This window comes from Thermodiscus maritimus (assembly GCF_055382595.1).
Window position 1 is genome coordinate 295,571 of sequence record NZ_AP042434.1, and the last position, 24,614, is coordinate 320,184.

The 24,614-nt window shown below is 53.7% G+C and carries 30 protein-coding genes and 3 tRNA genes; 10 read left to right on the plus strand and 23 right to left on the minus strand.

Annotated features, from left to right (window positions below; translation table 11 throughout):
• Positions 1-15 precede the first annotated feature (15 nt).
• The 6 genes from ACZ47H_RS01540 to ACZ47H_RS01565 all read right to left on the minus strand — a co-directional run bounded on the left by ACZ47H_RS01540 (position 16) and on the right by ACZ47H_RS01565 (position 5,187).
• Positions 16-813 (minus strand): electron transfer flavoprotein subunit beta/FixA family protein, encoded by a 798-nt coding sequence (locus ACZ47H_RS01540; protein ID WP_464933466.1) that lies wholly within the window; start codon positions 811-813, stop codon positions 16-18.
• Positions 814-968: 155 nt separating this feature from the next.
• Positions 969-1,286 (minus strand): DUF424 family protein, encoded by a 318-nt coding sequence (locus ACZ47H_RS01545; protein WP_464933467.1) that lies wholly within the window; start codon positions 1,284-1,286, stop codon positions 969-971.
• A gap of 37 nt (positions 1,287-1,323) precedes the next feature.
• A complete protein-coding gene (locus ACZ47H_RS01550; RefSeq protein ID WP_464933468.1) occupies positions 1,324-1,917 on the minus strand; it encodes a hypothetical protein in 594 nt (197 codons plus the stop codon).
• 51 nt (positions 1,918-1,968) lie between these two features.
• A complete protein-coding gene (locus ACZ47H_RS01555) occupies positions 1,969-2,886 on the minus strand; it encodes a 2-oxoacid:ferredoxin oxidoreductase subunit beta (RefSeq protein WP_464933912.1) in 918 nt (305 codons plus the stop codon).
• Between the two features lie 4 nt (positions 2,887-2,890).
• Positions 2,891-4,825, minus strand: a complete 1,935-nt coding sequence (locus tag ACZ47H_RS01560; RefSeq protein WP_464933469.1) for a 2-oxoacid:acceptor oxidoreductase subunit alpha — start codon at positions 4,823-4,825, stop codon at positions 2,891-2,893.
• Between the two features lie 35 nt (positions 4,826-4,860).
• Positions 4,861-5,187 (minus strand): hypothetical protein, encoded by a 327-nt coding sequence (locus ACZ47H_RS01565; protein ID WP_464933470.1) that lies wholly within the window; start codon positions 5,185-5,187, stop codon positions 4,861-4,863.
• A gap of 146 nt (positions 5,188-5,333) precedes the next feature.
• Between ACZ47H_RS01565 and ACZ47H_RS01570 the strand changes: the two genes are divergently transcribed.
• Positions 5,334-6,038 (plus strand): DUF2258 domain-containing protein, encoded by a 705-nt coding sequence (locus ACZ47H_RS01570; protein WP_464933471.1) that lies wholly within the window; start codon positions 5,334-5,336, stop codon positions 6,036-6,038.
• 44 nt (positions 6,039-6,082) lie between these two features.
• Positions 6,083-6,170, plus strand: a tRNA-Leu gene (locus ACZ47H_RS01575).
• A gap of 180 nt (positions 6,171-6,350) precedes the next feature.
• Here ACZ47H_RS01575 and ACZ47H_RS01580 read toward each other — a convergent pair.
• Both ACZ47H_RS01580 and ACZ47H_RS01585 read right to left on the minus strand, forming a co-directional pair.
• Positions 6,351-7,676 (minus strand): DUF4010 domain-containing protein, encoded by a 1,326-nt coding sequence (locus tag ACZ47H_RS01580; RefSeq protein ID WP_464933472.1) that lies wholly within the window; start codon positions 7,674-7,676, stop codon positions 6,351-6,353.
• A gap of 6 nt (positions 7,677-7,682) precedes the next feature.
• Positions 7,683-8,162 (minus strand): hypothetical protein, encoded by a 480-nt coding sequence (locus tag ACZ47H_RS01585; RefSeq protein ID WP_464933473.1) that lies wholly within the window; start codon positions 8,160-8,162, stop codon positions 7,683-7,685.
• Between the two features lie 336 nt (positions 8,163-8,498).
• On the opposite strand from ACZ47H_RS01585, the gene ACZ47H_RS01590 reads away from it, so the two are divergent.
• From ACZ47H_RS01590 to ACZ47H_RS01600, 3 genes are all read left to right on the plus strand, one after another.
• The gene (locus ACZ47H_RS01590) at positions 8,499-8,933 is read left to right on the plus strand and encodes a universal stress protein (RefSeq protein ID WP_464933474.1); all 435 of its coding nucleotides are present in this window, start codon (positions 8,499-8,501) and stop codon (positions 8,931-8,933) included.
• 53 nt (positions 8,934-8,986) lie between these two features.
• Positions 8,987-9,075, plus strand: a tRNA-Ser gene (locus ACZ47H_RS01595).
• A 38-nt stretch (positions 9,076-9,113) separates the two neighbouring features.
• Positions 9,114-9,992, plus strand: coding sequence for a hypothetical protein (locus tag ACZ47H_RS01600; protein WP_464933475.1), 879 nt, complete (start codon positions 9,114-9,116; stop codon positions 9,990-9,992).
• On the opposite strand, the gene ACZ47H_RS01605 is transcribed toward ACZ47H_RS01600, so the two are convergent.
• The 9 genes from ACZ47H_RS01605 to secY all read right to left on the minus strand — a co-directional run bounded on the left by ACZ47H_RS01605 (position 9,956) and on the right by secY (position 15,457).
• Complete coding sequence (locus ACZ47H_RS01605) at positions 9,956-10,705, minus strand: phosphatase PAP2 family protein (RefSeq protein ID WP_464933476.1); 750 nt, start codon at positions 10,703-10,705, stop codon at positions 9,956-9,958. The two genes, ACZ47H_RS01600 and ACZ47H_RS01605, sit on opposite strands and share 37 nt — an antisense overlap.
• A 20-nt stretch (positions 10,706-10,725) precedes the next feature.
• Complete coding sequence (locus tag ACZ47H_RS01610; protein WP_464933477.1) at positions 10,726-11,463, minus strand: RNA-guided pseudouridylation complex pseudouridine synthase subunit Cbf5; 738 nt, start codon at positions 11,461-11,463, stop codon at positions 10,726-10,728.
• Between the two features lie 29 nt (positions 11,464-11,492).
• Positions 11,493-11,810, minus strand: coding sequence for a tRNA pseudouridine synthase A (locus ACZ47H_RS01615; protein WP_464933478.1), 318 nt, complete (start codon positions 11,808-11,810; stop codon positions 11,493-11,495).
• A 105-nt stretch (positions 11,811-11,915) separates the two neighbouring features.
• The gene (locus ACZ47H_RS01620) at positions 11,916-12,203 is read right to left on the minus strand and encodes a 50S ribosomal protein L14e (RefSeq protein WP_464933479.1); all 288 of its coding nucleotides are present in this window, start codon (positions 12,201-12,203) and stop codon (positions 11,916-11,918) included.
• 54 nt (positions 12,204-12,257) lie between these two features.
• Complete coding sequence (gene cmk, locus ACZ47H_RS01625; RefSeq protein WP_464933913.1) at positions 12,258-12,854, minus strand: (d)CMP kinase; 597 nt, start codon at positions 12,852-12,854, stop codon at positions 12,258-12,260.
• A complete protein-coding gene (locus ACZ47H_RS01630; protein WP_464933480.1) occupies positions 12,806-13,081 on the minus strand; it encodes a 50S ribosomal protein L34e in 276 nt (91 codons plus the stop codon). The genes cmk and ACZ47H_RS01630 overlap by 49 nt, the downstream gene beginning before the upstream one ends.
• A gap of 40 nt (positions 13,082-13,121) precedes the next feature.
• Positions 13,122-13,553: a hypothetical protein gene (locus tag ACZ47H_RS01635; protein ID WP_464933481.1), complete on the minus strand. Its 432-nt coding sequence runs from the start codon at positions 13,551-13,553 to the stop codon at positions 13,122-13,124.
• Between the two features lie 9 nt (positions 13,554-13,562).
• Entirely contained in the window at positions 13,563-14,177 is a 615-nt protein-coding gene (locus tag ACZ47H_RS01640) for an adenylate kinase (RefSeq protein ID WP_464933482.1), read from the minus strand.
• The gene (gene secY / locus ACZ47H_RS01645; protein ID WP_464933914.1) at positions 14,177-15,457 is read right to left on the minus strand and encodes a preprotein translocase subunit SecY; all 1,281 of its coding nucleotides are present in this window, start codon (positions 15,455-15,457) and stop codon (positions 14,177-14,179) included. Before secY ends, ACZ47H_RS01640 begins: the two co-directional genes overlap by 1 nt.
• A 255-nt stretch (positions 15,458-15,712) precedes the next feature.
• On the opposite strand from secY, the gene ACZ47H_RS01650 reads away from it, so the two are divergent.
• The 3 genes from ACZ47H_RS01650 to ACZ47H_RS01660 all read left to right on the plus strand — a co-directional run bounded on the left by ACZ47H_RS01650 (position 15,713) and on the right by ACZ47H_RS01660 (position 16,861).
• A tRNA-Leu gene (locus ACZ47H_RS01650) sits at positions 15,713-15,800 on the plus strand.
• Positions 15,801-15,824: 24 nt separating this feature from the next.
• Positions 15,825-16,679: a hypothetical protein gene (locus ACZ47H_RS01655; RefSeq protein WP_464933483.1), complete on the plus strand. Its 855-nt coding sequence runs from the start codon at positions 15,825-15,827 to the stop codon at positions 16,677-16,679.
• 5 nt (positions 16,680-16,684) lie between these two features.
• On the plus strand, positions 16,685-16,861 hold the full coding sequence (locus ACZ47H_RS01660) for a hypothetical protein (RefSeq protein WP_464933484.1): 177 nt from the start codon (positions 16,685-16,687) through the stop codon (positions 16,859-16,861).
• Here the strand turns inward: ACZ47H_RS01660 and ACZ47H_RS01665 are convergent.
• From ACZ47H_RS01665 to ACZ47H_RS01690, 6 genes are read right to left on the minus strand one after another with little or no spacing between them, the layout of a single operon-like run.
• The gene (locus ACZ47H_RS01665; RefSeq protein WP_464933485.1) at positions 16,848-17,660 is read right to left on the minus strand and encodes a hypothetical protein; all 813 of its coding nucleotides are present in this window, start codon (positions 17,658-17,660) and stop codon (positions 16,848-16,850) included. The genes ACZ47H_RS01660 and ACZ47H_RS01665 overlap by 14 nt on opposite strands.
• Positions 17,599-18,882 carry a DUF58 domain-containing protein gene (locus ACZ47H_RS01670; protein ID WP_464933486.1) on the minus strand — a complete coding sequence of 428 codons (1,284 nt, stop codon included), beginning with the start codon at positions 18,880-18,882 and terminating at the stop codon, positions 17,599-17,601. The genes ACZ47H_RS01665 and ACZ47H_RS01670 overlap by 62 nt, the downstream gene beginning before the upstream one ends.
• A 14-nt stretch (positions 18,883-18,896) precedes the next feature.
• Positions 18,897-19,814, minus strand: a complete 918-nt coding sequence (locus ACZ47H_RS01675) for an AAA family ATPase (protein WP_464933487.1) — start codon at positions 19,812-19,814, stop codon at positions 18,897-18,899.
• The gene (locus tag ACZ47H_RS01680) at positions 19,780-20,853 is read right to left on the minus strand and encodes a DUF4350 domain-containing protein (protein WP_464933488.1); all 1,074 of its coding nucleotides are present in this window, start codon (positions 20,851-20,853) and stop codon (positions 19,780-19,782) included. Before ACZ47H_RS01680 ends, ACZ47H_RS01675 begins: the two co-directional genes overlap by 35 nt.
• A complete protein-coding gene (locus tag ACZ47H_RS01685) occupies positions 20,829-21,395 on the minus strand; it encodes a hypothetical protein (RefSeq protein WP_464933489.1) in 567 nt (188 codons plus the stop codon). The genes ACZ47H_RS01680 and ACZ47H_RS01685 overlap by 25 nt, the downstream gene beginning before the upstream one ends.
• A gap of 18 nt (positions 21,396-21,413) precedes the next feature.
• Positions 21,414-21,869, minus strand: a complete 456-nt coding sequence (locus ACZ47H_RS01690; protein WP_464933490.1) for a hypothetical protein — start codon at positions 21,867-21,869, stop codon at positions 21,414-21,416.
• Between the two features lie 119 nt (positions 21,870-21,988).
• On the opposite strand from ACZ47H_RS01690, the gene iorA reads away from it, so the two are divergent.
• Together iorA and ACZ47H_RS01700 are read left to right on the plus strand one after the other, a co-directional pair.
• Positions 21,989-23,929: an indolepyruvate ferredoxin oxidoreductase subunit alpha gene (gene iorA, locus ACZ47H_RS01695; RefSeq protein WP_464933491.1), complete on the plus strand. Its 1,941-nt coding sequence runs from the start codon at positions 21,989-21,991 to the stop codon at positions 23,927-23,929.
• Between the two features lie 5 nt (positions 23,930-23,934).
• Positions 23,935-24,540, plus strand: coding sequence for an indolepyruvate oxidoreductase subunit beta (locus ACZ47H_RS01700; protein ID WP_464933492.1), 606 nt, complete (start codon positions 23,935-23,937; stop codon positions 24,538-24,540).
• The last annotated feature ends 74 nt before the right edge of the window (positions 24,541-24,614 follow it).

Below are 24,614 nucleotides of genomic sequence, written 5' to 3' on the forward strand. Positions count from 1 at the left end.
CCCATTCACCCCCTCCTACTTGAGGACACCCTCCTTCTCGAGGGCCTCGATCAGCTTCTCAGCGATCTCCTCGAGAGTGTCGCCCTCAATTATCACCTGCTTTCTCGAGACGGTGAGTATCTTGTACTCCAGCCCCTCCTTAACGGGCTTCACGACGCCTTCTAGGTCAGCTACAGTATAGTAGTTCTGGGGCTTCTTGCCCGCCCTCCTAATCTGTATGAGTGTGGGAGGCCTGGGCTCGTTGATCTCCTGGGTCACGCTTACAACTGCAGGCATCGGGGCCTCGACTACTTCCACGTGCTCCTCTAGATCCCTCTCCGCTATGATCTTTCCATCCTTAACCTCTAGCTTCCTCGCGAAGCTTATGAATGGGAGCCCAAGCATGCCTGCGACTCTGCCCGCGATCTGCCCTGTGGTTTGATCTATTGAAGCCTCAGCTACAAGTATGAGGTCCGGGTTGAGCCCGGCCTTCTTAATAGTAGCTATCACTGCTGAGGCAGTTGTTAATGGATCGCCCGGGATGATTGAGTCGTCAGCAACTATGTGGGCCTCGTCAGCCCCCCTAGCAAGGGCCTCCTGCGCAACCATCCTAAGGTCCTTGGACCTCTTACTTGAAGGCCCCCAGGTCAAGACTAGTATGGCTGCGACCTTTCCTCCAAGAGCCTTCTTGAGGTTCTGTGCCTCGAAGAGTGCGTTGGCGTCGATGTCGTCGAGCTTTAACGGGATTGCGTCGAGGTCGACTGTTCCGTCAGGCTTAGATCTAACCATGTCGGGGTTGAGCGCTGGCTTTACGAGTACAACTATGTCTCCCATACTCGTTCACCAAGGGTATTCCATAACTGTGTAGGATTCTCCTCCTACAATTATAAGATGTGTTATCTCCCGTATAGTCAACCAGCATACCGTGCTCTATAAAGCCATAGCGAGGCGGGAGGATCCTCCTTCCAGTACAGCGTGGGTTAACTCGGCTAGTAGGGGAACTTGAATACTTGAACGTGTGGGAGACCATTAACCCATAGAATAGAGTCTTTAGCAACCAGTCCCTTCTCTACGGCTAGTTCAACGATCCGCTTCCCATAGAGTACTGCTACGTCCGCCTTCATAATCGCTTCCAGCGCCTCCTCCTCACCTACAAGGGTTCCTTCAGAGAGGATTTCGGGGACCCTCAAAACTATTCCTTTCTCCTCGTCCCTCTCTACCCTTCCCACTACATCGTCGTCCGACAAATACACTATTACTACTCCGCCCGGCACTCCCCTATTGTCGGCGTATAGGCGGTAGCCCATTATAGCACCCTGTTTGGAGTGCGGAGTGAAAGGAGGGTTATTTTAGTAGCCTCCACTGTTTCGTTGAGGCGTCGAAGTATACTGTACCCGCCCTTCTAAGCCTAGTGAAGAGGTCCCTGTATATGCCCATCTTGTTAGCCGCCTCCTCCGGGTCACTCGTCTTGACCTCTGAGAGCTTCCGCCTGAATTCCTCATAGCCTTGCCTGGACATTACGCAGTAGTCGCCTTCCAGGTCAATTATCTCCAATCCCAGCCTTCTTGCAACATCTAGGAGTGTATAGCCGCTTATCTTAAGCTTCGACCTCGATGTGCTGGCGTATATGCACCTCTCCTTCTCGACTGCTTCTAGAACCTTCTTTGCTAGAGGATCCCTCACGCGGGTGCTGGGACTGTGTCCTCCCCTGCCTGCTGACTCCACGCTCTTATCTAGGCGCTCCTCTATCCTCTCTAGCTTCTCCTCAACCCGTTTCACTGCCTCCTTTAGCTCGTTCAGCTCTCCCAGTATGGGCTGGAGGAATTCTGCTACTGTTAACTCCACTATCCTTTTTATATCCTTCTCGTCAATCCTACGCTGGCTTACAGGAGTACCCCTCTTCGCGTCGTCGAAGTAGTCGCTCAGCTTTCTAGGCATACTTACCGCTCCCATTGTGTTAAAATAGGAGGGTTTGAGGGTTTAGATGCGCTATGCTTCTAGGACCTTCTCCTTGAATATATCCCATGGATTTACTAGTGGCTTCCCGTCGACGTGCACAGGCCTCTTGCCTGGCGGCATCTCTCTATAGTTTAGTATTATCTTGCTGAGCCTGTCCTCGAAGGTGTCTTTTGCTATGTTCCTATAGAATACTCCAAGCGGTATCTTGTCGCCCCACTCGACTAGCTTTAGGAGTATCCTCGGCATCTTCTCTAGATACTCGTCGTAGGTTGATACAAGCGGATCCCAGTCGGGCTCCTCCTCGTGCAGGTAGTATATCCTCTCCTCATACCAGCGCTTGGTCATGATATTGTTGTATGTGGGGCATGGTTGTAGTATTTGGACTAGGCTCGTCCCCTTGTGCTCAATCGCCTGCTTTATCAGCTCCTTGGTCTGCTCCACGTGATAGGCGTATCCTCTGGCTATGAAAGTGTAGCCGCTGGCGAAGGCTAGGAGGACTGGATTAATGTTGTCGTGCAGGTTGGGGCCTGGGAGGGCCTTCGTCTGCACCCAAGCCGGTAGAGTGGGGCCCGCTTGGCCCTTGGTCAGCCCGTATACTGAGTTATCATGTACGATCACTGTTATGTCTATGTTCCTCCTCCCAACTGATACGAAGTGCTCTACACCTATACCCAGCATGTCGCCGTCTCCGCCGAGCGCCACCACTGTTAGACTTGGATTAGCTAGCTTGATCCCTGTAGCCGCCGGTATCGCTCTACCATGGAGGACGTGCATGTTAGAGCCCTTAATGTAGTAGCAGGATCTCCCTGAGCATCCAATACCGGATACTACGGCGAGCTTGCTCGGCTCTATGTCGAGCTCGGCAAACGCCCTCTGCAGGGCTGCTAGTATACCGAAGTTACCACATCCAGGGCACCACTGGACCCACGCAGGGGTCTTATAATCCATCCAGCTACGCGCCACCCTTCACCACCACCTCTTCCTTTCCAGTCTCAAGGATCTCCAAAACAGCCTGGGCCACCTCCGTGTCCCACAGGGGCCTCCCGTTTAGCTTCTTCACGTGGTGCTTAATGCTGAATCCTGTGAAGCCTCTTATGAGGAACGCGGCTTGTAGGAGGTCGTTCTGCTCTATATTGATCACGGTCTCGGCCCTGGTTAAGACATCTAAGACCTCCTTGGCGGGGAACGGGTAGAAGAGCCTGATCTGGAGGAAGTTTGCCTTCACTCCCTTCTCCTCTAGTAGCTTGAGGGCTTCTAGTATTATCGGCTTTGTCGAGCCCCAGGAGACTAGGGTGATCTTAGCATCCGGGTCCCCGTGGAGTACCACCTTCTCCTCTGGCGGGATCTCCTTGGCGATGGTCTGGAATTTTCTCCTCCTCTTAGCCATCATCTCATCTCTTACCACGGGATCCTCTGTGGGGAATCCCTCCTCAGTGTGCTCTAGGCCTGTGAGTATCATCTCCCTCGAGCCTATAGGGGCGAATGGGCTTATCCCGCTCTCGGTTATCTTGTAGCGCTTGTAGTCGCTCGGCGGCTCCTCCAGCCTCTCTCCTCTATCTATCACTACCCTAGACGGGTCTATCTCTTCAGGATAGAGGGAGGTTGTTGTGCTGGCTAGGTACTTGTCTAGCAGGTGGATTACTGGGGTCTGATACTTCTCCGCCCAGTTGAGTGCCTTCACAGCGTCGTAGAACGCCTCCACATGGTCTCCGCTAGCAAGGACTATCTTGGGGTTGTCTCCGTGGCCCGAGAACATTGCGTGTAGGAGGTCTTGCTGGCCCTCCTTTGTTGGCAATCCTGTGCTGGGGCCTCCCCTCATCCAAATCGTTAATACAACGGGTACCTCCGCCATTATGGCGAGGCTTATGGCCTCATTCATGAGGGCGAAGCCGGGGCCGCTGGTGCTGGTTGCAGCCCGTGCCCCCGCGGAGCCTGCGCCTATAGCCATCATTATCGCTGATAGCTCATCCTCGGTCTGAACTATTACAGTGCCCAGCTTGGGTATCCCAAGCTTCTCCCTCGCCTCCTCTGTGAGCTCGTTGTACCTGAACCTCTCCATGTATATAGCCTCGTCGCTTGCCGGTGTTATCGGGTAGTAGCTCTGGAAGGTTAAGCCGCCGGTGATCTTACCCATAGCAACCATATCGTTGCCGGTGGCTAGCATCACCTTCTTCCCCGTATTGGGACCGTCTGGGAGGAACCCCTTAGGCCCTCCAAAGTTAGAGTCAACATATTCTACTGCGAGCTTTGCGGCCTCCACGTTTATGTCTGCAACCTTCTTCTTCGCCGCGAAATGACTAGCTATCCCCTTCTCAATGAAGGAGGGCTCGACACCCATAAGGTAGAGTAGTGTAGTTACACCCATAGTGTTAACGGCCTTAGCAACGGATGTGAGGCTGGCACCTGTCCTCTCAGCCAGCTTCCTCACGAGTTCCCTCATGGGTAAGCCTATAAGCTTAACACCATTCTCCTCCGCTAGCTTCGCTGCACTCTCAGCTATGGGCGGTAGTCCTTTGGATGCGAAGAGGCTCTTCAGCCTATTCTTCAACGCCTGCTCCATGGGCTGTATAGTGTCTATCTTCGTATTGAGCGAGCCGGAATCATAGACTAGTATACCTCCCTCTCTTACATCGTTGAAGTGCGTTAATAGGCTCTCTGCGTCAAGAGCTACTGCAGCGTCTACTGGGAAGTGTATGGCTCCAGGCCTCCTGAACGATGCTCTTATAGTATAATAGCTGTGGGCCCCCATAATGTTGCTTTTATAGTCCCGTGTTCCGATGACCGCGTATCCTTTGAGGACTAGTGATTTGAGGGCGATTTGACCGGCGGATTCGATCCCGCCGCCCTGTGGGCCTCCTATAAGGAATAGTAACTCGGGATCATTCAATACCGCTTCACCCACTCCATTCATGTAAAGGGGTGCTAGAACACACTATATAGTTCCTCTCTAATATCTGGGTCAATATACGCACCCCTATGCACCCTATGACCTTTCTCACGAAGCCTAATTGCCTCTTCTCCAATTATTCTAGTCTTGCAGGTGGAGCACCAGTAGAATTCGTGGTCGTTTATTTTTAACTCCTCCCACTTGTCGCAGGAGTAGTCCTCCATAGTTAGTCTGCCGTGGAGGTCGCAGTAGCCTATGAAGGGATAGTGGACGTGGGGCCTCCAATATTTGCAACTATAGCAGCGTTTCTCCACGTGATCATCGCCCCTCGAGGCTCTCTCCTCCGGTGGTCGGCTCGTCACCCAAGGGCACCACGCCCTGTCGGGACCGGGCTGAGTTAAAATACCGGGTTTGAAGGATTTATTGTTAGTCTCGATCAAGCTGGAGGAGTTTACTCCGCAAAGGTAATTAATAACGTTGAATGATATTAGTATTAGGGTGATCGTGGTTGGCCTCATACACGTTAAGAACGGGGCTGGTGATCGCGGGAGGCTACGCCGATAAGGTTAGACGGGTCCTATTCGCACAGCTTAGAGACAGTATTAAGAAGGGAGAGCTGTCAAACAGCGATGTAGCTAGAGCCGCTGCTGAACTAAACAGGCTGTTATTCGAGATCCTCGTCAACAGGCTCATGATCGACAAGGGCGACGTAGTCAGGATAGCTATCGAATACGATGTTGAACCACCAAATATAGTGTGGAGGCTTGATACGCTTCAGATACAGGCTTGGAAGAGGATCCCCGACGAGGAGATCGAGCCAAAGGTAAAGGAATCCCTGGCAAAAGCAGAGGAATACATGAGGGGCGAGATCGCGATCGAGGCTAGAAAGCTGGGTGAAACCGATACGGGAGACATTGTATACGAGCTGCTATACAATAACATTAGAGTAGGAGCACTTCTAGTCACACCACTAGATGGATCAGCAGTAGTCCGTGGAGCTATAACAGACCCCACTCCTATGGTGTTGAAGCGCACAACAGTCGAGGTCGAAGGAGACTTAGACGAGTATATTGAAAGACATGTATCAGAGTTAATCAGTAATGCTAGAAACGCTGAGAAGAGAGAGGCTCAGAAAGTAGTCAGAGAGATACTAGCCCTCATCCCCGCTGAGGAGGTAGAAGAGGGGGAGGAATACGAGGGGGAAGAGGCGTAATCCTCTTAAACACCCCCCGCCGAGTCTAGCTTATAATGACGGGTGCGGGGGTGCCCGAGCCTGGCCAAAGGGGTCGGGCTTAGGACCCGATGGCGTAGGCCTGCGTGGGTTCAAATCCCACCCCCCGCACCATGAGTTTTTAACATAATTTCCCTACTGGCAAGTATCTTGAATATTACTGGTGGCTGTCATTTCATATTTTGGTTCGTTTCATTCTGCACTTTATTATTAATTCGCTGCGAGTGGGGGTAATATGAGGGCTCCGCGAGTATATTAATTTTAAATTTTAAAGTTATTTTTATTATTAATATGCTATGGGTATGCATAGATTAGTATGCTGAGAATAAGGGGGAACAGCGATTCAATTATACTCCAGCGGAGTATGAGTGACGCTTCATCACGCGAGAGTTTCGACATGTCCGCATATAGGATCTTGTTGAGCGAGGCTGTTGCTATTGATAGGAACATTCCGGATAGAGCCAAACGTGCAGGTATCTCTCCATAGACCGTTGCCAGGGATAGTATTGTCGCCGTCGCGTTTACTAGGCCTCCAAGGGCTGATATGCCTAGTGTAGCTATGTCGAGAGGTAGCAGGTTTTGGAATCTCCCTATTAGCTGGAAAGTAATGGTTAGCAGTAGGTAGGCAAAAGCACTCTTTAACGCCAGGGACCATGAGAGAGGGCTCTTGAGGGTTATAATTCTCTTCTCGCTTTCTCCCTCTAATTTTACCCTTCCCAGGGATATTGCGAGGTGGACTAGGATTAGAATCAGGGTTGCCATCGCCGCTACCGTGCTAATGGTTCCTGTGAATATGTATAGGGCAATGAGTATTAGACTGGCCGCCCTTATTTGCAGCACTGCCAGTATTATTTTGACCGCTGCTGATAATAGGTTCTTCCTTAAACGCTTGTCTTCGATCTCGCCTATAAGTAGTGTGATCCCGCCAATAGTTGCCTCGCTGTTCACGAGGCTCCCAAGGCCTGCGGCGTATAGGATACCTTTTCCGCCCCATATTTTTGCTGCCGCGTAGCTTATGAATGATAGGAGGAGGACAATGGCGAAGAATACGTATACCTTGTAGATTATGTCTAATCCCGACTCTTGAGAGTAGGAGTGGACAATGGGGCCTATCACTAGCGATATGGCGGCGACCTCGAGCATTGCCAGGATCTCGCCATAGCTTATTTCAGAGGCGAGCCTCTCAGCCGGATACTTTAATGCTAGGACTAGTGTCACGATAACGCTTAGTGAAGCCGATTCTAGGAGGAGGCCTAAGCCAGCTAGGAATCCCACGAGGAATGTGATGAACATTACCAGGTAGGTTGTCATGCCGAGTACTCTCTGCTTAACCATTCGTGTATAGGCGTGAACCACCACTATCAGTATGAGGGCTAGGAAGGAGAGGGGTAGGATAAAGCTCCCCCCATATAATTCCACGGCGAGATTCTGTGAAATATACCCTGCCACCGCCCCGTAGATGCTTAGGAGGCCGAAGCTCCTCATACCCGGCATTGTGCTGGTCTTAGGGCTGGCTTTAGAAGGCTTTAACTGGGCCCTCTCCCTCTCTAAGCCTATTAATGCTCCGCCTAGCAGCGCTATTATCACGTCAATGACGAAGTCAGCCCCCGCTATCGGCATGAAGCATCACCTGGATAGCATCTCGACGAGTCTGTTCAGTTCCTCGATTATTCCTAATAGTTCTTTCCCCGAGAACTGGAATGCGGATGCTGGTAGGATGCTTGGCGGTATAGTTGCCCGGGAGCGCCTACCAAGTTTGAATATGGTTGAGCCGCGTATCTTCTCAGCGAAGACATACCTCCCCCTTATAATCCCGTAGGCGACTAGCCTTGGCTTTCGCGATATGATCCTCCACCTTCCCTCACTGGGGAGGTCCTTATCCCCCCTACAGGATACTTTGACCTCGAAGACTTCAGCAGAGGCTACACGGGATATCAGTTCTATTACTCTACCTATATTTACCAGTGGGACTTCAACCACGATCCTGCGATTAATCTCGTCTTTAGCCGTAATCTTGCCGTGACTTGCCAGCTCACGGAGGGTCCTAGTCCACGGGACCCCCTCGCGAAGCCAGATCGTAGCCACCGAGTATGCTTTGCACGCCAACACACTCCACCCCTGCACGGTCAGACGGGGATAACGTCGTCACCTACTCCGGTTACCTCGATTACATCATCCCGCAATGAATCCTACGCCCCTTCAGCAACACGAGCCATCCGCATCCCCCAGCGAAGGGGGTTCGGTTTCGTGGCGCTCTACATCCGGGGCATCACTACTAGTAGTATTAAGCGATTATGATTCTTCCTCTCCCACCCCTCGGGCGCTAGAGGGATCCAAGCAGAAAGTATTAGGATTTGGCCCTAATACCGTCTCTTGCACAAGGAGGTAGTCCATAGACTAATATCCACCAGCCCCTATACTATAATATAGGGATGGATTAACATGTATAAGAAGATACTTGTTGGCGTAGATTTTAGCGATGCTTCCCTAAGAGCCGCTAGGAGGGCTGCTGAACTCGCCAAGAATAGTGGGGCGGAGCTCACCCTGATAACAGTTATCCCCCCACCAACGGCCTTCCTAGGCGAATTGATGACACCGGAGATCATAGATACTACCCCCCTACTCGAGTCTTCCAGGAAGAGGCTAGGCGAACTAGCTGAAGAATTGAAGAAAGAGACGCGAGTTGAGCACGTTACTGTGGAGGTCGTTGTAGGAGAGCCTTCCGATACTATAATAGATTTCGCTGTCCAGGAGGGCTACGACCTAATAGTGCTGGGTAAAAGGAGGCTCTCTGGTTTAGAAAGATTTATTCTAGGGAGTATTACTAAGAAAATAGTTGAAAAGTCCCCGGTAGACGTGTTAATAATAAAGGGGTAGCCAGATAATACTTCTATAGACGTTGCCCATCCAGTATCGGGCTAGGACCGGGCGCCGGGGTGCCCGAGCGGACCAAGGGGACGGGCTTGAGACCCGTTCCCCCATACGGGGGGCGTGGGTTCGAATCCCACCCCCGGCGCCAATCTTCACCAACTCTAGAAACCGCTACGGGGAACAGAATTGGAGAATAATCGGAGACTCTACTACCTTGCGCTAGCCGTGATCGCGGCATCCATCCTAGCTTTCATGTTCTATTCATTCTCCAGTAGGGGAGAAAAGCCGGAGCAAGCTGCGAACCCGGAGGCTCCTGGCGTCAAGGGTTATTGCCTGCTGGAAATGAATAGCCTTGAGTGCAAGCTCCTCGTGAATAATACTTTCAATGGTAACACCTACTATTTAAGCAGAATAGTGTTAAACCATGGAGGAATGAATACAAGCATAGATCTGGGCCTATCGGGGATCACCGTTTCCCCCTACCTTGATTCCAGCATAGTAGTCCATGTGATGCCGGAGAGAACCGTGACTTACCTTGAATCCTATATCCAGGAGGCAGTTGTAGAGAGGAAGCCGGAGGGCTCACCAGTAAAGCTGGTAGAAGAGCTGAGAAGGGATGAGCCACACATGTACGCGCGTAACCTCACCATATACCGTATACTTCCCCCTGGGGAAGGAGTCATACTCCCCATGGATTACAGGTTCAATATTACTAATTCGAGCATCGCCGTTCTAATCCACGTTTCGAGTAATATTTCATCACTCTACCTAGATGTCAAGGAGTTCGCCTGGAATGATGTCATCTACTACGAGACTACTAGACATGCAGGGTCTGACGACTACATCCTTCTACCTGTACCAGGGTCTAATAATAATCTCATTATTAGCAGGATCGTTGTTAACGTGATTAATGATAACCCTATCCCTGCCAACGTTACTGTGTCGGGATATCTCTTCGAAGTGCCCTCCATGGATGTAGACCTATACTTCGTAGGGTCCCTTCAAAGACTACGAGTTCCCGTCATATGCTATGACTGTCTCATAAACACGATCCATGAGGGCTGAAGCCTCCTATATACTATATTGGCGGCTTCCAAGGATAACATTGCTATGAGGAGTCCCATGAAGACGTCTAGGAGGTAATGGTTACCAGTGTAGATGACTGTTATGGGCATTAGGAGGGCCATGAGCCTCCCGCCCCACACCAGCCATTTCCACCCCCTTCTCTCCCCTGAGACTATTATGGAGTAGTATGCGAAGAAGTAGGAATACGCGACATGCATGCTTGGCATAGCTGCGTATGCGTTGGGGTCTATTGAAGTACTCCTTCCTATTACCCGGAATAAATAGTTGGGCATCCTCGTTATACCAGGCACCGCTATCCATGGGGGAGCCACAGGCCATAGTATGTAGAATGCTATAGCGACTGTGCTAGCGACTGTGACTGAGATGAGAGCATGTTTGTATACCGTCCTATCCAAAACCAAAATAAACAATAATAATAATATGAAATATAATGGATGGAGCGAGTATATGACCGAAAAGAACACGTTGAGAGGCTCCCAGGAGAACGATTGGAAATAAACCGCCAGAGGGGCACCGAAAAGGTACTTTTCAAGTAAGAGCGGAGCATTATAATCTATAGCCAGATCAATCTTGTAGGCTAGGCTCCTCGAGTACTCGTACAAGATAGATATGAGTGCCAGGGGTAGGATTAGGATGAAAGCTTCGACCCCCCACTTCAAGCCTTTCATGACTCGATGCTTGAGACCTCCCAACCCTTCTACACCATTGTCGATTAAGAGCCGCCTTTAGCCTTCCACATGCGAGGATAGAGGCCTGGCTCCATTATCACCCTCCTCGGCTTGAAGGCTATACCCCTCTCAGCAGAGAGTATTTCCTCGGACGACATCTCAGCCCTAGCTAGACCGATTAGCTCTCCCTTCAAAGTGAGAAGGGCTACAGTGTCCCCCTTCTCTATCCCCTCATGAAGCATTGCTATACCAGGCACAGCTAGCATGGCTCCGTTCACTATACTCTCTACAGCGCTATCCCTTACTACGACTTTTGGTAGGTGGCATACTGAGTACTCGCCTGGAAGAACATATTTGCGGAGGAGGTCCTCCTTTCCCTCATCTCTATACCTTATTAGTGCATAAGCTATATCCTGCATTCTAACCAGGCCGCGTTCTTCGGTGAAGGGGCCGGTCCGGATCCTCCTCAGCTCCCTCATGTGGGCCCCCGTGCCGAGAACTAGGCCGACGTCCCAGCAGATCTTCCTCATGTATGTCCCCGCCTCAGACCATATATGGAGGAGTGCATACTTCCCCGTATACTCGAGGAGCTCGATCTTGTACACCCTCTTCTTCCGCAGCGCCCTCTTAACACTGCTACGTAGTGGAGGCCTCTGGTAGATGACGCCCTCGAACTCATTCAACACTTCCCTAAGCCTCTCCTCCTCGACGGGAGCGTGCAGCTGCATTACGCACACGTACTCCTTATCGCTGTGTATGACGCTTCCAACTATCCTTGTCATCCTCTGCAGGGCTACGGGCAGGACACCAGTTACCTTGGGGTATCCCCGCCCCTCCGGGAAGCTAGTAGCTTACCCGGGAGGGACTCTAGGGTCCCCCCGTGCCCTGCCCGCTTAATGTTGAACATCCTCTTTATCCAAGCGACCACCTCGTGGCTCGTCGGTCCCGGGGGCTTGTCAAGGTTTATGACGCCATACTCGATATACTTGTCTATAGGCCTCTTCGTAGGTATGAACCCGTACTTTTCATCTGTTGGCTCATCTATCTTCACGAGCCACTTCCTATTATAGCCGCAGAACTCGTCGAGTGACTGTATAAACTCTCTCCCCTCACTGGTGACGTCAGTCATTCATTCCACCACCTGGGAGTATGGAGTCGCTAATGGGTCTCAAATAGGTTTAGGCCAGAAGGGGCTTGGATCGTTTAAGGGATGCGGGGATGCACGTGTCTAGGATTATATGGCGGGGGCGGGCTTGACCTTCTCCTGCATGAACTGGATTAGGCCAGCCTTTGTTAAAGCGTCGAGGACCTCTTGATCGCTTGCCCCCTTGCTTATCTCGATCTTCTTGTCCAGCGGCTCAATATGGTCGACGTTGGCCCTCCTCCTCCTTACTCCAGTCAGCTGCTTGGGCCCTGTTATTAGGACGAAGTTCTCATCTATTATGTCGACGATTACGCATTTCCTGCCGGCCTCTCTACCGTACAGCTTCACACAGAGCCTCCCAACCTCTATCGCGGGCACTCGAATCCACCCCACTCCCAGTTGGGCTGTGCAGTGAGAATATTAAAATGACTGCTACACTAGTCTCCCGACCTCGTATCCTAGAGCCCGGAGCTTATACTCTACATAGCCCTTGATGACCCTATACGTTTCCTCAACACCTAGCATGGTATTATCAATCACCAGGTCGAACGCGCTGGTAGCCTGGGTATCATATCCGTAGTATGCCTTGAACCTCATCCACTGGCTGAACTCCCTAACTCCCGTCTCCACGAGCACCTCATCCAAGGGTCTCCCCTCCCTCGAGGCTATCCTCTCCACCCTGACAGGGAAGCTGGCGTTCACCAGTATCCTGACATCGGCTGTAGTAGATAGTACCCAGCCGGCCAGGTGGCTGTCTATCACTACTCCACCCTTCTTAGCCCTTTCAACCGTCTCCTTATCGATCGCAAGGTCTATGCTGGGATCTCTCTCTGCCAGCTTGCTCAGCTCTTCCAGCGATATACCCATCTCTCTAGCCATAGACCTGAATATGTCTCCTGTGGTGAGGTAGTCGAGGCAGAAATCGCTGGCCAGGCGCCTAGCGTATGTGGACTTGCCAGAGCCTGGGGGGCCGGAGACTACTATGACTGGCCTCCTATTATCGCTTCTCTTAGGAGCTCTGCAAGGCACGATGGGCAAAGCACACCACCATAGGGCCTCTCCGGCCTCTTCGACGTTTTACTCATGTTTCTTATCACGTTGGGCCTGTACCTGGGGACTCCTGCCAGCGGCCTACCGCACCTAGCACAGCGGGCGGGGCCTGGCTTCCTCTTCTCATATAAGGTGACGACCCTCCCGCCTGGAGTCCTCCTCTTCACCCTCCTGAGGCTCCTGCTCCTCAGGGCGGGCCTCACCATGGCTCCGGCACCCTTCATTAGAGTATCGGATGCAGGGACGCTATAAGAAGGTATCGCGTATCGCTAGGAAGACGACAACATAGACTAGGAAGTACAGCAGGGCCGATACAATATAGTATCCTCCATCGGCCGAGACGGTTAAGGGCGGGAGGCTGAAGGGAGCCGGAACCGCTGGGACGTATACGAATACCAGTATGCTTCCCAGCATGTATGATATTAGGAGGAGAGTCATCTTTACAAGTATGCTCCTCGTGATTATCCTCTTAGCCCTCCTATACTCGGGCTCCATAGCCTTAAGCTTCTTCCTAGCCCTCTTGCCCGAGCCCAGCTTAGCCTTCATCAGCCTATACTCCGTCATCTTATCAACTGCTCTCTTTACCTGCTCGTAAGGGTAGATACTCCTATACGTGTAGGCTGCTGAAAGAGAGAGAACTAGTGGGGTTACGAGCACCAGTAGGGGGGTCGGATCCAAAGCCTACACCTAGAGGTTCTCCATGTAGGATAGCAGCTGCCTCGCAGCCTCCTCAGCCTGCCCCTCCAAGTTCTCGATTATCGCAACAGTTGAGGCGTAGAATACTGCGCTGGCGAAGCTGGCGGCCCTAGCATACTCCATAAGCCTCCTCACACCCTCCACGCCGCCGAAGTCAGCCCTATACCTAGTCTTATCCCTAGCCTGCCTGCCCGCTACAACCTCGGGGGGAGCCTCAATGACCGCAATCATGTCTGGCTTCAACTGGTCTATGACGTGCTTTGGTAGACCAGGCCAGTAGCCCGCCACAGTCCTAACGAGGGCATGAGTATCTATAACCAAAAAGCCCTCGCTCCCAAGCTTCTCCCCAGCATACTCTATTATCGCCTTCGCAGCCCTAGCCTGGAGGTCTAGCTGCTTCCTCAGTGGGAGGGTCCTGATCTTATCCCTATCCTCGATTATACCCTCCTTCACCGCGTAGTTGAGCATGAATGAGCCGAAGTTGACTACCTCAACTTTGAGGCCCTTCTCCGCGGCGATCTCCTTCAAGTGACTGATTACCGTGGTCTTCCCAACACCGGGAACCCCCGTCACTATTACGACCTTGAATGGATGCCTCATCCTCATCACCCTTCTCCGAGCAACTTCCGGAGCAGCGGGTATGTCTCGAGAGCCCTCTCGTATGATATCATCATATAGTACTGGTTTATAATTCCGACAGCCAGCAGTATACCGGTTCCCGTTCCATAAGCCCCGAATATATCGGCCACTATAGCTATCGCCGCCACTATGAGGCTGGAGAGGAGGGTTAGCGGGTAAATGTACTTCGCCAGGATCGACTCGAGCACTCTAGGATTCCTCCTCATACCGGGGACCTCCATCCCGCTCTCAATAAGCCTCTCAGCCTGATCCCTTGGGTTCAGGCCGGCCAGCTCGACCCACATGAATCCGAAGGCGACGGCGAGGATCGTCCAGGATACTGTGAAGGTGACCGTTCTCAGGGGGTCGCTTATGGCTGGGATTATTCCTCTAGGCGGGGTCACATAGTATACGAAATCCTGGTAGTAGCGGGCCCACGTGCTGGTGGGGCCGGCGAGGTTCTGTATTATTCCATTGAATAACTGGAGGTCTGCCACGGCTATACCGACTAGTAGGATGGGTATGTTGGTCACGTACATGAACTGGAGGGGGACCCTCGTCCTAATACCCCTAAGTCTAGCCGAGGTAACAGGGATCTCAACCCTCATAGCCTGGACGTATATTAGGAAGAGGATCATCGCCACCGTAGCCAGCAGGCCTGTTAGGTCGGGGTATCCGTTTGGCCGGGCTATTAGGAGGAGGCTCCTCTCCTTGATCAGTGCTGGTATGAACCCGTAGGTCTCTGCGACTCTCGGCACGTAGCCCAGGAAGCTCCAGAACACCTGGTGGGCAACTCCAGCGAGGATGAACAGGCTTATCGCGCTCCCGATCCCCCAGCCCTTCTGGAGCATCTCGTCGAACAATTGGACCAGGAATGCTGCGAACGAGAGCTGTAGGATTACGAGGAGCTTCACACCCCAGCTGGGAGTGATGCCCGTCCCCTGCCAGTACTTGTTCCCTATAACATACATTGTGGCCTCAAATATTGCGAAGAGTATGGCGAGGCTCTTCTGCGCCGCAGTGAAGGTCTTCCTGTCCTCTGGGTTGTTCAAGTCTATGTCGATGAGCTTCGCGCCGACGAGGACCTGGAGGATGAGGCCAGCCGTGACTATCGGGCCTATGCCGAGCTCCATGAGGCTCCCGGCGCTGCTAGCGAATATGATCCTCTGGAGCGAGACGCTGGTCTCCGTGGCCTGGGCGGGTATCCCGTAGAGGGGGATGTTAGCCATAACCAGGTATAGTACTAGGATTATCCCTGTCCAGGCCAGCCTCCTGTAAAGGCTCGGCCTAGGAACCGGCTTCTCTACTGTAGGGAACCTGTTCTGAGATGGCTGCCAGGAACTCTAACACTCCCACACTACTTCACCGTAACGCCGACGACGCCCCTACACCCACCAGATACCAGTATTCCCGCACCCCCATACGGGTTAAAAAGTAGGAGACACAGGGAGGGAAGGGTCTCCCCATCTAAGGAATAGCACGATTAATAAACCCGGGCCCAGTTATATGATTGAAGGACGGGTGCGGGGGTGCCCGAGCCTGGCCAAAGGGGTCGGGCTGAGGACCCGATGGCGTAGGCCTGCGTGGGTTCAAATCCCACCCCCCGCACCAGTGCACTCCTGGAGCTGAAGTACAGTGGCGGGCAAGCGCGGTCTTACAGCAATCATAATAGCCATCCTAGTAGTGGCGGGTATCGCCGTCTACACTATTCTAGGGGGCCACACGGGACCCTCCAATGGCGGAGGAGAAGCACACACCACAACCACTACTACAACCGGCCACGCCGGGATAGGGGGGATCACGCTCGGCAACGTGTCAAGGACGGTCCTCATTTACGACTCCCTGTACCGGGAGTTCCCAGACGATGAAGTACTCGATCACATTGTTAGGGCTTTTGAGGAGGCGGGCTTCAGTGTAGACGTATATAAGGGGAGGAACGCCACCCTAGACCAGCTCGTTGCAATGGGCAAGTACGGGATCGTTATAATCAGGGCTCATGGAGCCTACAACGGAGACCCCTCCACAGGGAAACCTCTAGGGGCGTACGTCTATACAGGCCTATACGTTGTAGAGGCTGAGGCCCTATACGGTGTAGACACGGTTGAGGAAGGGATAAGGAATGGGCTGTACGCCCCTGCAGTTATACCGCGAGAGGGGGTCCCTCTAAGCCAGCTTCCCAAATACCTCTCAGTAAGCCCCAAATTCTTCAAGACAATGGCTGCATCACTAAACAATACCATAGTATTCTTTACAGGGTGCTTTGGGATGACCGACAATAGGCTCGCGGAAACCCTCTTATCCCGGGGAGCCAGCGTGTTCATAGGCTGGGAGGGCAATGTTACCTGGATATACTCGGACGAGTTCCTTGAAGCGTGGGTAGATGCGCTCATAAAGACCGGGGACCCTGTTAAGGCGGTGGAAACTGTTAATGCAACCATGGGCCCAGACCCGGATACCGGGGCACAGGTAAGATACCTTTCAAGGTGGTAGGCGTCTTGGCTGGGAGGACTAGAGTGTATATTGTAGGCCTGCTCCTTGTACTCTTCTCCCTCATATTCTTCGCGGCATCAGTAGCCCTAGCCGTCAGGGGCTACATTATAGCAAGCCTAATAGGGGTCTCATCCGGCTCCGTCGCCCTAATAGTTGGAGCCGACCTCCTCAGGGAATCCTAGCGAAGTACGCGTCCACATCCCCAGCGGCACCGGTAAGATAGAGTAGGAGGGCGTATACGATCACGAATCCGAGGAAGGACGCGGCCCTCCCATATCCTAGAGCCCTTACCCAAACATACGCCCCCACACCGAGTATTATGGCGAAGAATGCCAGGAGGTTCGCCCTGGGAGATAGGAGGACTAAGGCATACACCAATGCCTCCACAGGCGCTATCCTGTTCCTGGAGAGCCACCTGTAGAGGGACCCCACGCTCGGAATGCTCCTCCCCGGCAGGAACACCCATAGGGCTAGGAGTGAGAAGAAGACTGTTGAGGCAACACCTGCTAAAGCATAGCCCCCATCCCCCTGGAAGACCTGCTTGGATAGTGCTGGGAGGTAGCTTGCCTTGGGGGCATAGTTGTGGAGTATGTAGGCGTAGAGGGTCCCGTAGGCTGCGAATGGGAGCGCCTTCAGAATAGTATACGCAGTAGGACGCCACGTTACCGATGGGTTATCTGAGTAGATGAATAGCACGACAGAGCCTGCTAGGCCTAGGAGGACGGGTATACTCTGATCAACCACGTCCAGTACTGTGTAGCCGAGGAAGATCATAAGGGACCCTGCAACCTCCCATCTTGAGAAGCATAGGGCTACCCCCAGCAGGGCCAGCACTGCCCCCACAAGTACCAGGGTGGTGAATGATTCTAGGAGGAGGGCGGCCGTGACGCCATACGCTCCCAGGAGGGTGCAGGCGAGCCTAACAGAGGCTCCCCCTCGACAGCATCCTCCCGATTCTCGCCGCGTAGCTGAAGGCTTCACCCTTACTCGCCACAAGCCCTAAGCCTACCCCTATCCTAGCAAATCTGTGCCTCCACTCCCTATACAGCTTCTCCTCAACCCTCCTCACAGCCTCCTCGAAAGGGGATCCTCCCACTGGAGCCACCAGCAAGACGAGTGTCGTACAGGATGTGGATGGGAACTCCTCGAGCACTCCTAGAACCCTGCCTAGGCTGACTCCAGGGGCTAGGAGTATTATCTTCGCGGCGGAGGGGGGAGTCCTGGATAGGAGGGAGTAGAGGCTGTCCTCAAGCTTAACCCTGAACGTTGAGTTGTCTGGCCCCACGAGGCTGAGTCTAAGGCGTAGCGCCTCTATGGCGTCGGAGCCCTTAAGGGGTCCCTCGACCTCCCATACTTCCCCCCGGAGTATAGTGTACCATAGGCTTCCTCCCGATGAAACCGCTTGGCTCGCGGCTGTCAGGGCGATCCTCATTATCCAGTCTGCCGGGGCATCTCCGGGGGTCCCCGGCCAGCTGGGCCCGGAGAGGTCTGCATATACTGCTACATCGACCCTTACATCGCTGAGCCCCTCCCACACCATGAGCCTCCCAGTCCTTGCAGTCGCAGTCCACGAAGCATAGCGGAGGTCGTCTCCATACTGGTATTCTCGTATCTGATAGTATTCAAGGGAGGCTCCCCTAGCCCTGGATACTATGGGTTCAACCGCCCCAAGTGCATGTCCGCCCCGGGCCGCCTCTTTGAGGGATAGGGGCATTACAGTTATGCTGGAGGCGGCCTTCACCTGCCTGTATGCTTTGAATAATCCCAGCGGGTCCCCCGTTGATAGAAGGATGCCTGTGAACACCTGGTATCCTGGAGCTGGCCTGATCACATACCATGCCTCGGCTCTCTCTCTGGGGCCTAGCCCTACCCGGCCCTTGTACCCCGACGCCCTCGACCTGGATGGGGGCCTGTCCTCTACTGTGAGGTATGGGAGGCTCTCCACGCTGAGATTCTCGACTGTGATTGTGACCCGATCCTCCACTCCTTCAGCGGTTCTAGTTGGTGTGCGACGCTCCACTCTTAGGGTTGAGAGGACGCCCGCCGCCCTAGTGGCCTCTGCATAGGCTACAGCGAGGGTTGCCGCCGCTAGAAGGGAGGCGAAGACTAGTATGAGGGACCCTCCCTTTAATAGCGAGAGGGCTGTTAGTGCTAGAGCAATGAACCCTACCCCCACCGCTTTAACCGTGGGCTCAGCCTTCAAGCCCCACACCATTCTCATGGAGGCTCTACTTGGTCTAGGGCTCCATCCACCACCGCCTCGGGGGTTGCTCCAGCGAGCCTGGCTTCCGGCTTGAGTATTATCCTGTGATCTAGGGCGTGATGGGCCATGCGCTTCACATCGTCTGGGACAATATAGTCCCTCCCCTCAAGGACAGCGTAAGCCCTTGCCAGCTGGATCATTGAGATGACCGCCCTAGGGCTACCACCCAGAAGGACCCTGGGGTCCCTCCGGGTTGCCTCAACAATAAAGGCGGCGTAGCGCTTTATGTTGTCATCAACGTGCACCCGCCATATTCTCCTCCTAGCCTCCAGCAACTCCTCCCTCGTTACAACGGGCCTGACCGGCCACTCCTCTATAGCCTCAAGCCTATCGATGATCTCTACCATCTCGTCGATCGAAGGGTAGCCGAGGGTGACCTTTGACATGAACCTGTCAACCTGAGCCTCGCTCAATGGATAGACTCCCTCGAACTCGATGGGGTTCATGGTTGCTATTACCGTGAAGAGCGGCGGGAGGCGGCGGGTCTCACCCCAAACCGTTACGCTCCTCTCCTGCATAGCCTCTAGGAGCGCCGCCTGGGTTTTAGGGGGCGCCCTGTTGACCTCGTCCGCCAAGAGTATCTCTGTGAAGACGGGTCCAGGGTGGAACTCGAACTCCCCAGCCTTATAGACCATGGTCCCCGTTATATCGCTTGGAAGGAGGTCTGGGACGAACTGGACCCTCTTGAACTCCAGTCCTAGAGCGGAGGCGACTGCCTTCGCCAGCAGGGTTTTCGCCACCCCAGGGACTCCTTCCAGGAGAACGTGTCCCCCCGCTATGATAGTTGATATGACCGCATCCACAGCGTCACTCTTCCCAACTACTACCTTTGAGACCTCACCGTGTATCTTCTCCCTCAGGTTCACCGCCACTCCCAGCCACCTTCAAGACCTTCCTTGCAACCCTGTTCACGTCAAGGCCTCCACGTTGGGTTTCAGCCTCCACCCCCACCCTGGAGGCCTCCACGGATAATAGCCACTCCATATGCTCTTCGAGCCTCGACTTCCCCCATCCCGGCGGCCGGGAAGGGTAGAGGAATATGAGGGCCCATGGAGCACTGGCGGCGAGTACTAGGAAGAGGAGGGTCCCCCTACTCATAGACTCAGTCCTCTCCCGGAGCTGGTCTATAGAGGAAGCCACCTGGCCCGCTAATCCTGTTAGATAGTATAGTCCCCTATCGCTGGGTGTATAGTTGTAGTGGGTATTATCGAAGATGACTAGCCCGTTGAGCCCGGCCTCCCCTACTATCATGAGGACCACATTCCTAGAGGGTGGTAGGAGCTTGTAGTCTCCCCTATAAAGGAAGTTTGCGAATATAGATGAGTCTCCTACCACGATCACCGTGCCATTACCCACCTTGTAGGAGGCCGCTGCTGGGGATCCATCGCCGTACCTGCAGATTACCCTAGAGCCCGGGGTCTCCCTCACCCTTACAGCCTTCGTCGTGTAAATTGTCTGGTTTAGGCAGGTTAGCTTTACAACCCACTCCCAGCCCCCGCCGTGAACGGTCTCATTGTATACGGTTTCTCCAAGAACGTTGAGGCCCAGGGCCTCCAGGAGGCTCCTGGAATTGCTGGTCTCATCCGCTACCAGGAGTGTTAGATTACCCTCCTCCACGCTCCTAGCGATCAGCTCGGCCTCCGTGTCGGTGAATGGCTTGTCTGGGCCTATCACGAGGTAAAGTCTAGCCCCCCTTGTCTTCTCCAATGTGTGGGGGCCTCCTAGGATCACGCTAGCCCTCGAGGAGAGGTCTTTGTAGAACCAGTACGAGCCGCCTTCACCCGGATTGTTGGGGCTGGTGGAGAGCCAGGGATAGTTCCTCGTCTCCACCGAAATCGAGGCGCCCGCCACAAATAAGACTAGCGTCAACGCTATAATCACTACCGCTACTGTTCTCGGAATCCCCGCCACTCTTCAACCAGCCCCTCAACCAGGTTACTGAGCTCCCTAACCTCTTCTTCCCCTGGCTGGTGGTTGGAGTACATGAGGTAGGAGTATTTCCTGGCGAAGCGGAGTGCTCCGCCGCCAATAATGCCTGCTATCTCGTAGGCTGTCTTAGATGATAGCGGGGCTCCAACCGCTTTCTCAACGTGGGCTCTCAGCTGGAGGAATGTGCTCCGTAGGATGGCTCTTGCTCCCGGGTAGGTGTATGTTGAGAGAAACGATCTCCCCCTAGCCGCCTCTGCGTTTTGGGGGAGCCTGGGCTCTCTCCTGTACCCAACCACTAATATGAGGGAGGCCGCCACTAGTACCAGTATTAGTGCTATGAGGGAGGCGAGCGCGTACGAGCCTATAGATGCATTCAGTACTTGGTTTGTTGTGCTGGTTGTTGTTGTAGTTGTTGTGCTGGTTAGTGTATTATTGGTGTTGTTTAACGGCGCCTGGATTATCCGGGCTACCGGCTGACCCCTTATAGCATCTGGTATGACGTGGTGCTGCGAGTAGATCGGCACGATCCCTCTGCCTCTAGACTACTTCTTCACGAGAGCCAGTATTATCCCCACTATTACTCCGAGTGATGCTGGGCCGACAATCGTTGCCCCAAGCGTTATAGCTAACTGCTTTAATAGAGGGAGGAACTCCTTAAGCTGAACTCCCAGCTGCTTGGATATGCTCTCAAGGTTCCCTCCTAGGCTCCAGGCGGACATCATGCTGCCTAGTATCAGTATTCCTATGAAGGCTAGGAGGTACCTGACCGCCTTAACCCCCACGTATCCTAGAGCGACTCCCAGGATGAACTCGACTAGTATGGTGAAGGCCATTCTGGGGTTAGATACGGCGGCTGAGACGACTTGTCCGAGTGTAGTATTGCCGGTGGACGTAGTGTTTCCCGCCACGGTTGTAGTGTTGGCGGCATCTGCTACGGCTAGGCCTCCAACAGCCACTATGAGTAATAGTGCGGATAATGCAAGTATACCTCGTAGCATACAGCATCCCCTTATACCCTACAGTCTACCGGGCTATATAATCTAAGCTGTCACACTGGTGGGCGTATAGAGAATGCTGTTATACCCTTGGGATTCTCATATTAGAATGGCGGTGGAGTTTGGCTCATAGGGAGGTAGTTGCTGAACCGGGACGCAGGGTCCTCATGCTAGGTAACGTGGCCATCGCGAGGGGAGCATTAGAGTACGGTATAGGATTCGCCTCGGCATATCCAGGAACGCCGTCAACGGAGATCGTCGAGGCACTCTCATACGCTTCCAGGAAGCTTGGAGCCCCATACGTAGAGTGGAGTACTAATGAGAAGGTCGCGCTCGAAGCGGCTTATGGGGCGGCGTTGGCGGGCGTCCCCTCACTAGCGTCAATGAAGCATGTGGGCGTAAACGTTGCAGCCGACCCCTTGTTCAGCAGCGCCTATACAGGTGTGAGGGCTGCCTTCGTGATAGTATCAGCCGACGATCCTGGAATGCACAGTAGCCAGAACGAGCAGGATAACAGGTGGTATGGAGTACACGCTTACATCCCCGTAGTGGAGCCTGCTGGCGCCCAGGAGGCTAAGGAGGCGGCTATCGCTGCCTTCAAGCTAAGCGAGGAATTCAACCACCCCGTCATGTTAAGGACCTCGACGCGGGTAGGGCACACGAGGGTCCCTGTCGAGACGGGCGAGATCCCCCTGGAGAGGCTGAGGGCTAAGGGCAGGTTCAGAAAGGAGATCGAGAGGACAACCCTTATACCAGCGCACGCCCGGAGGCTCAGGGTGGAGCTCCTCGAAAGGTGGGAGCAGATTGCTGAGAGGCTCTCCGAGCACCCCCTCAACAAGGCGGAGGGCCCGGAGGATGCAGATGTCCTCGTAGTGGGGGTGGGCCTCGGCTACAGGTTCGCTAGGGAAGCCCTCGCGATGCTCGGCGTGCTTGAAAGGGTTAGACTACTCAAGCTCTCCACACCAGTACCCCTGCCGGAAAGACTCCTCCTCAGGGAGATCGATGGTAGGGAGAAGGTGTTTTTCGTAGAGGAGGGGGAGCCGGTAGTAGAGACCCTCACGAAGAGCATGCTGTTTGACAAGGGAGTCCATGTAAAGGTTGCCGGTAAGGGCAACGGCTACATAACGAGGATCGGAGAGCTCACACTGGAAAAGGTACTGCCGGGGATGGCGAAATTCCTAGAATTAGACTACACGCTGCCAGAACCGCCGAGGGTGGAGCTCACTCCTCCCCCGAGGCCACCAGTCCTGTGCCCTGGATGCCCGTACAGGTCAGTTTTCTATGCTCTCAGGAGGGCTGTTGGGAAGGCTAGGGTGAGGCCGATCTATAGTGGAGATATAGGATGCTATAGCCTCGGAGTGCTGCCTCCCTTTGAAATGCAGGATACTCTCGTTGAGATGGGCGGTAGTATAGGGTTGGCTAATGGTATGTCTCATGTAGTAGAGGATCAAGTTCCTATCGCGATAATAGGTGACAGCACGTTCTTCCACGCGGGCCTTCCTGGACTAGCTAACGCCGTCTACAACAAGGCTCCTATGCTCATCTTGGTTCTAGACAATAGGACTACAGCGATGACCGGACACCAGCCGCACCCCGGAGTGGGAGTTACTGCTAGAGGTGAGGAGACTGTTGAGCTGGACCCGGTCCGTATAGCCGAGGCCATGGGCGTTGAATACACTGCTGTAACCGACTCCTTCGACGTGAAGGGCCAGGAGAAAGTCTTCTATGAGGCGCTAGAGTATGTTAAGAGGGAGAGGAAGCCAGCACTAGTAGTGGCGAGGGGAGCATGCATACTCCTAGCAATAGCAAATGCTAGGGCTCAGGGCGTCAGCTATCCCATCTACTACGTCGACGAGGATGCCTGCACGGCGTGCGGCCTCTGCTACAGGGCCTTCAACTGCCCCGCAATATCCCCCAGGGAGGATGGGAAGGCTGTAGTAGACCCCCTGCTGTGCACTGGCTGCGGCGAGTGCGCCCAGATATGTCCCTTCAACGCCTTCAAGCCCGGTGAGGAGGCGAGCATGGAGTGGAACAGGATCATGAGGACTGCTAAGCCGAGGTGACCGCCATGACTGGTAGTGTTGGGAAGGTAGACGTTGTAATGGCAGGTGTTGGAGGCCAGGGTGTAATAACCATGGCCTCAGTCCTCGCCGACGCCGCGCTTAGGCTAGGGTATAACGCTATAGTTGCTGAGACTCATGGGCTTAGCCAGAGGGGTGGAACAGTAATAGTCCACGTTAGGCTCGGGGACGTCGAAGCCCCACTTATAATGGAGGGGAGCGGAGACCTGCTGCTCTCCCTTGAAGCCAACGAGGCAATACGCTACCTCAAATACGTTAGGAAAGGAGCCGTGGTCGTTACCGACATGAGGATTATTAGGCCCCCGCTCCCAAACATAGAGGTCCCCTCGCTGGGAGAGATACTGGAGGCTCTTGAAAAGGCGGAGGTCGCCGCGTACCCTGTAAACGCTGTTGGGGAGGCGGAGGCTCTTGGAAACGCTAGGGCGGCTAACATGTATGTTCTAGGATACGCTCTGGCGGTGCATGGATATGGCGGGATGGTCACGCTGGACTCTCTGAAGGAGGCGGTGAGATCACGGGTTAGGAGCCCGGAGTCTAATATACGCGTGTTGGAGAAGGGCTATAATGATGGTTTAAAGGCCTCTAAAATATAGAGGGTCAACCTCTAGACTCTCTATTCTATCCTCCTCTTTATCCAGGGTCCCTACATCCATAATCCATCGCCGCT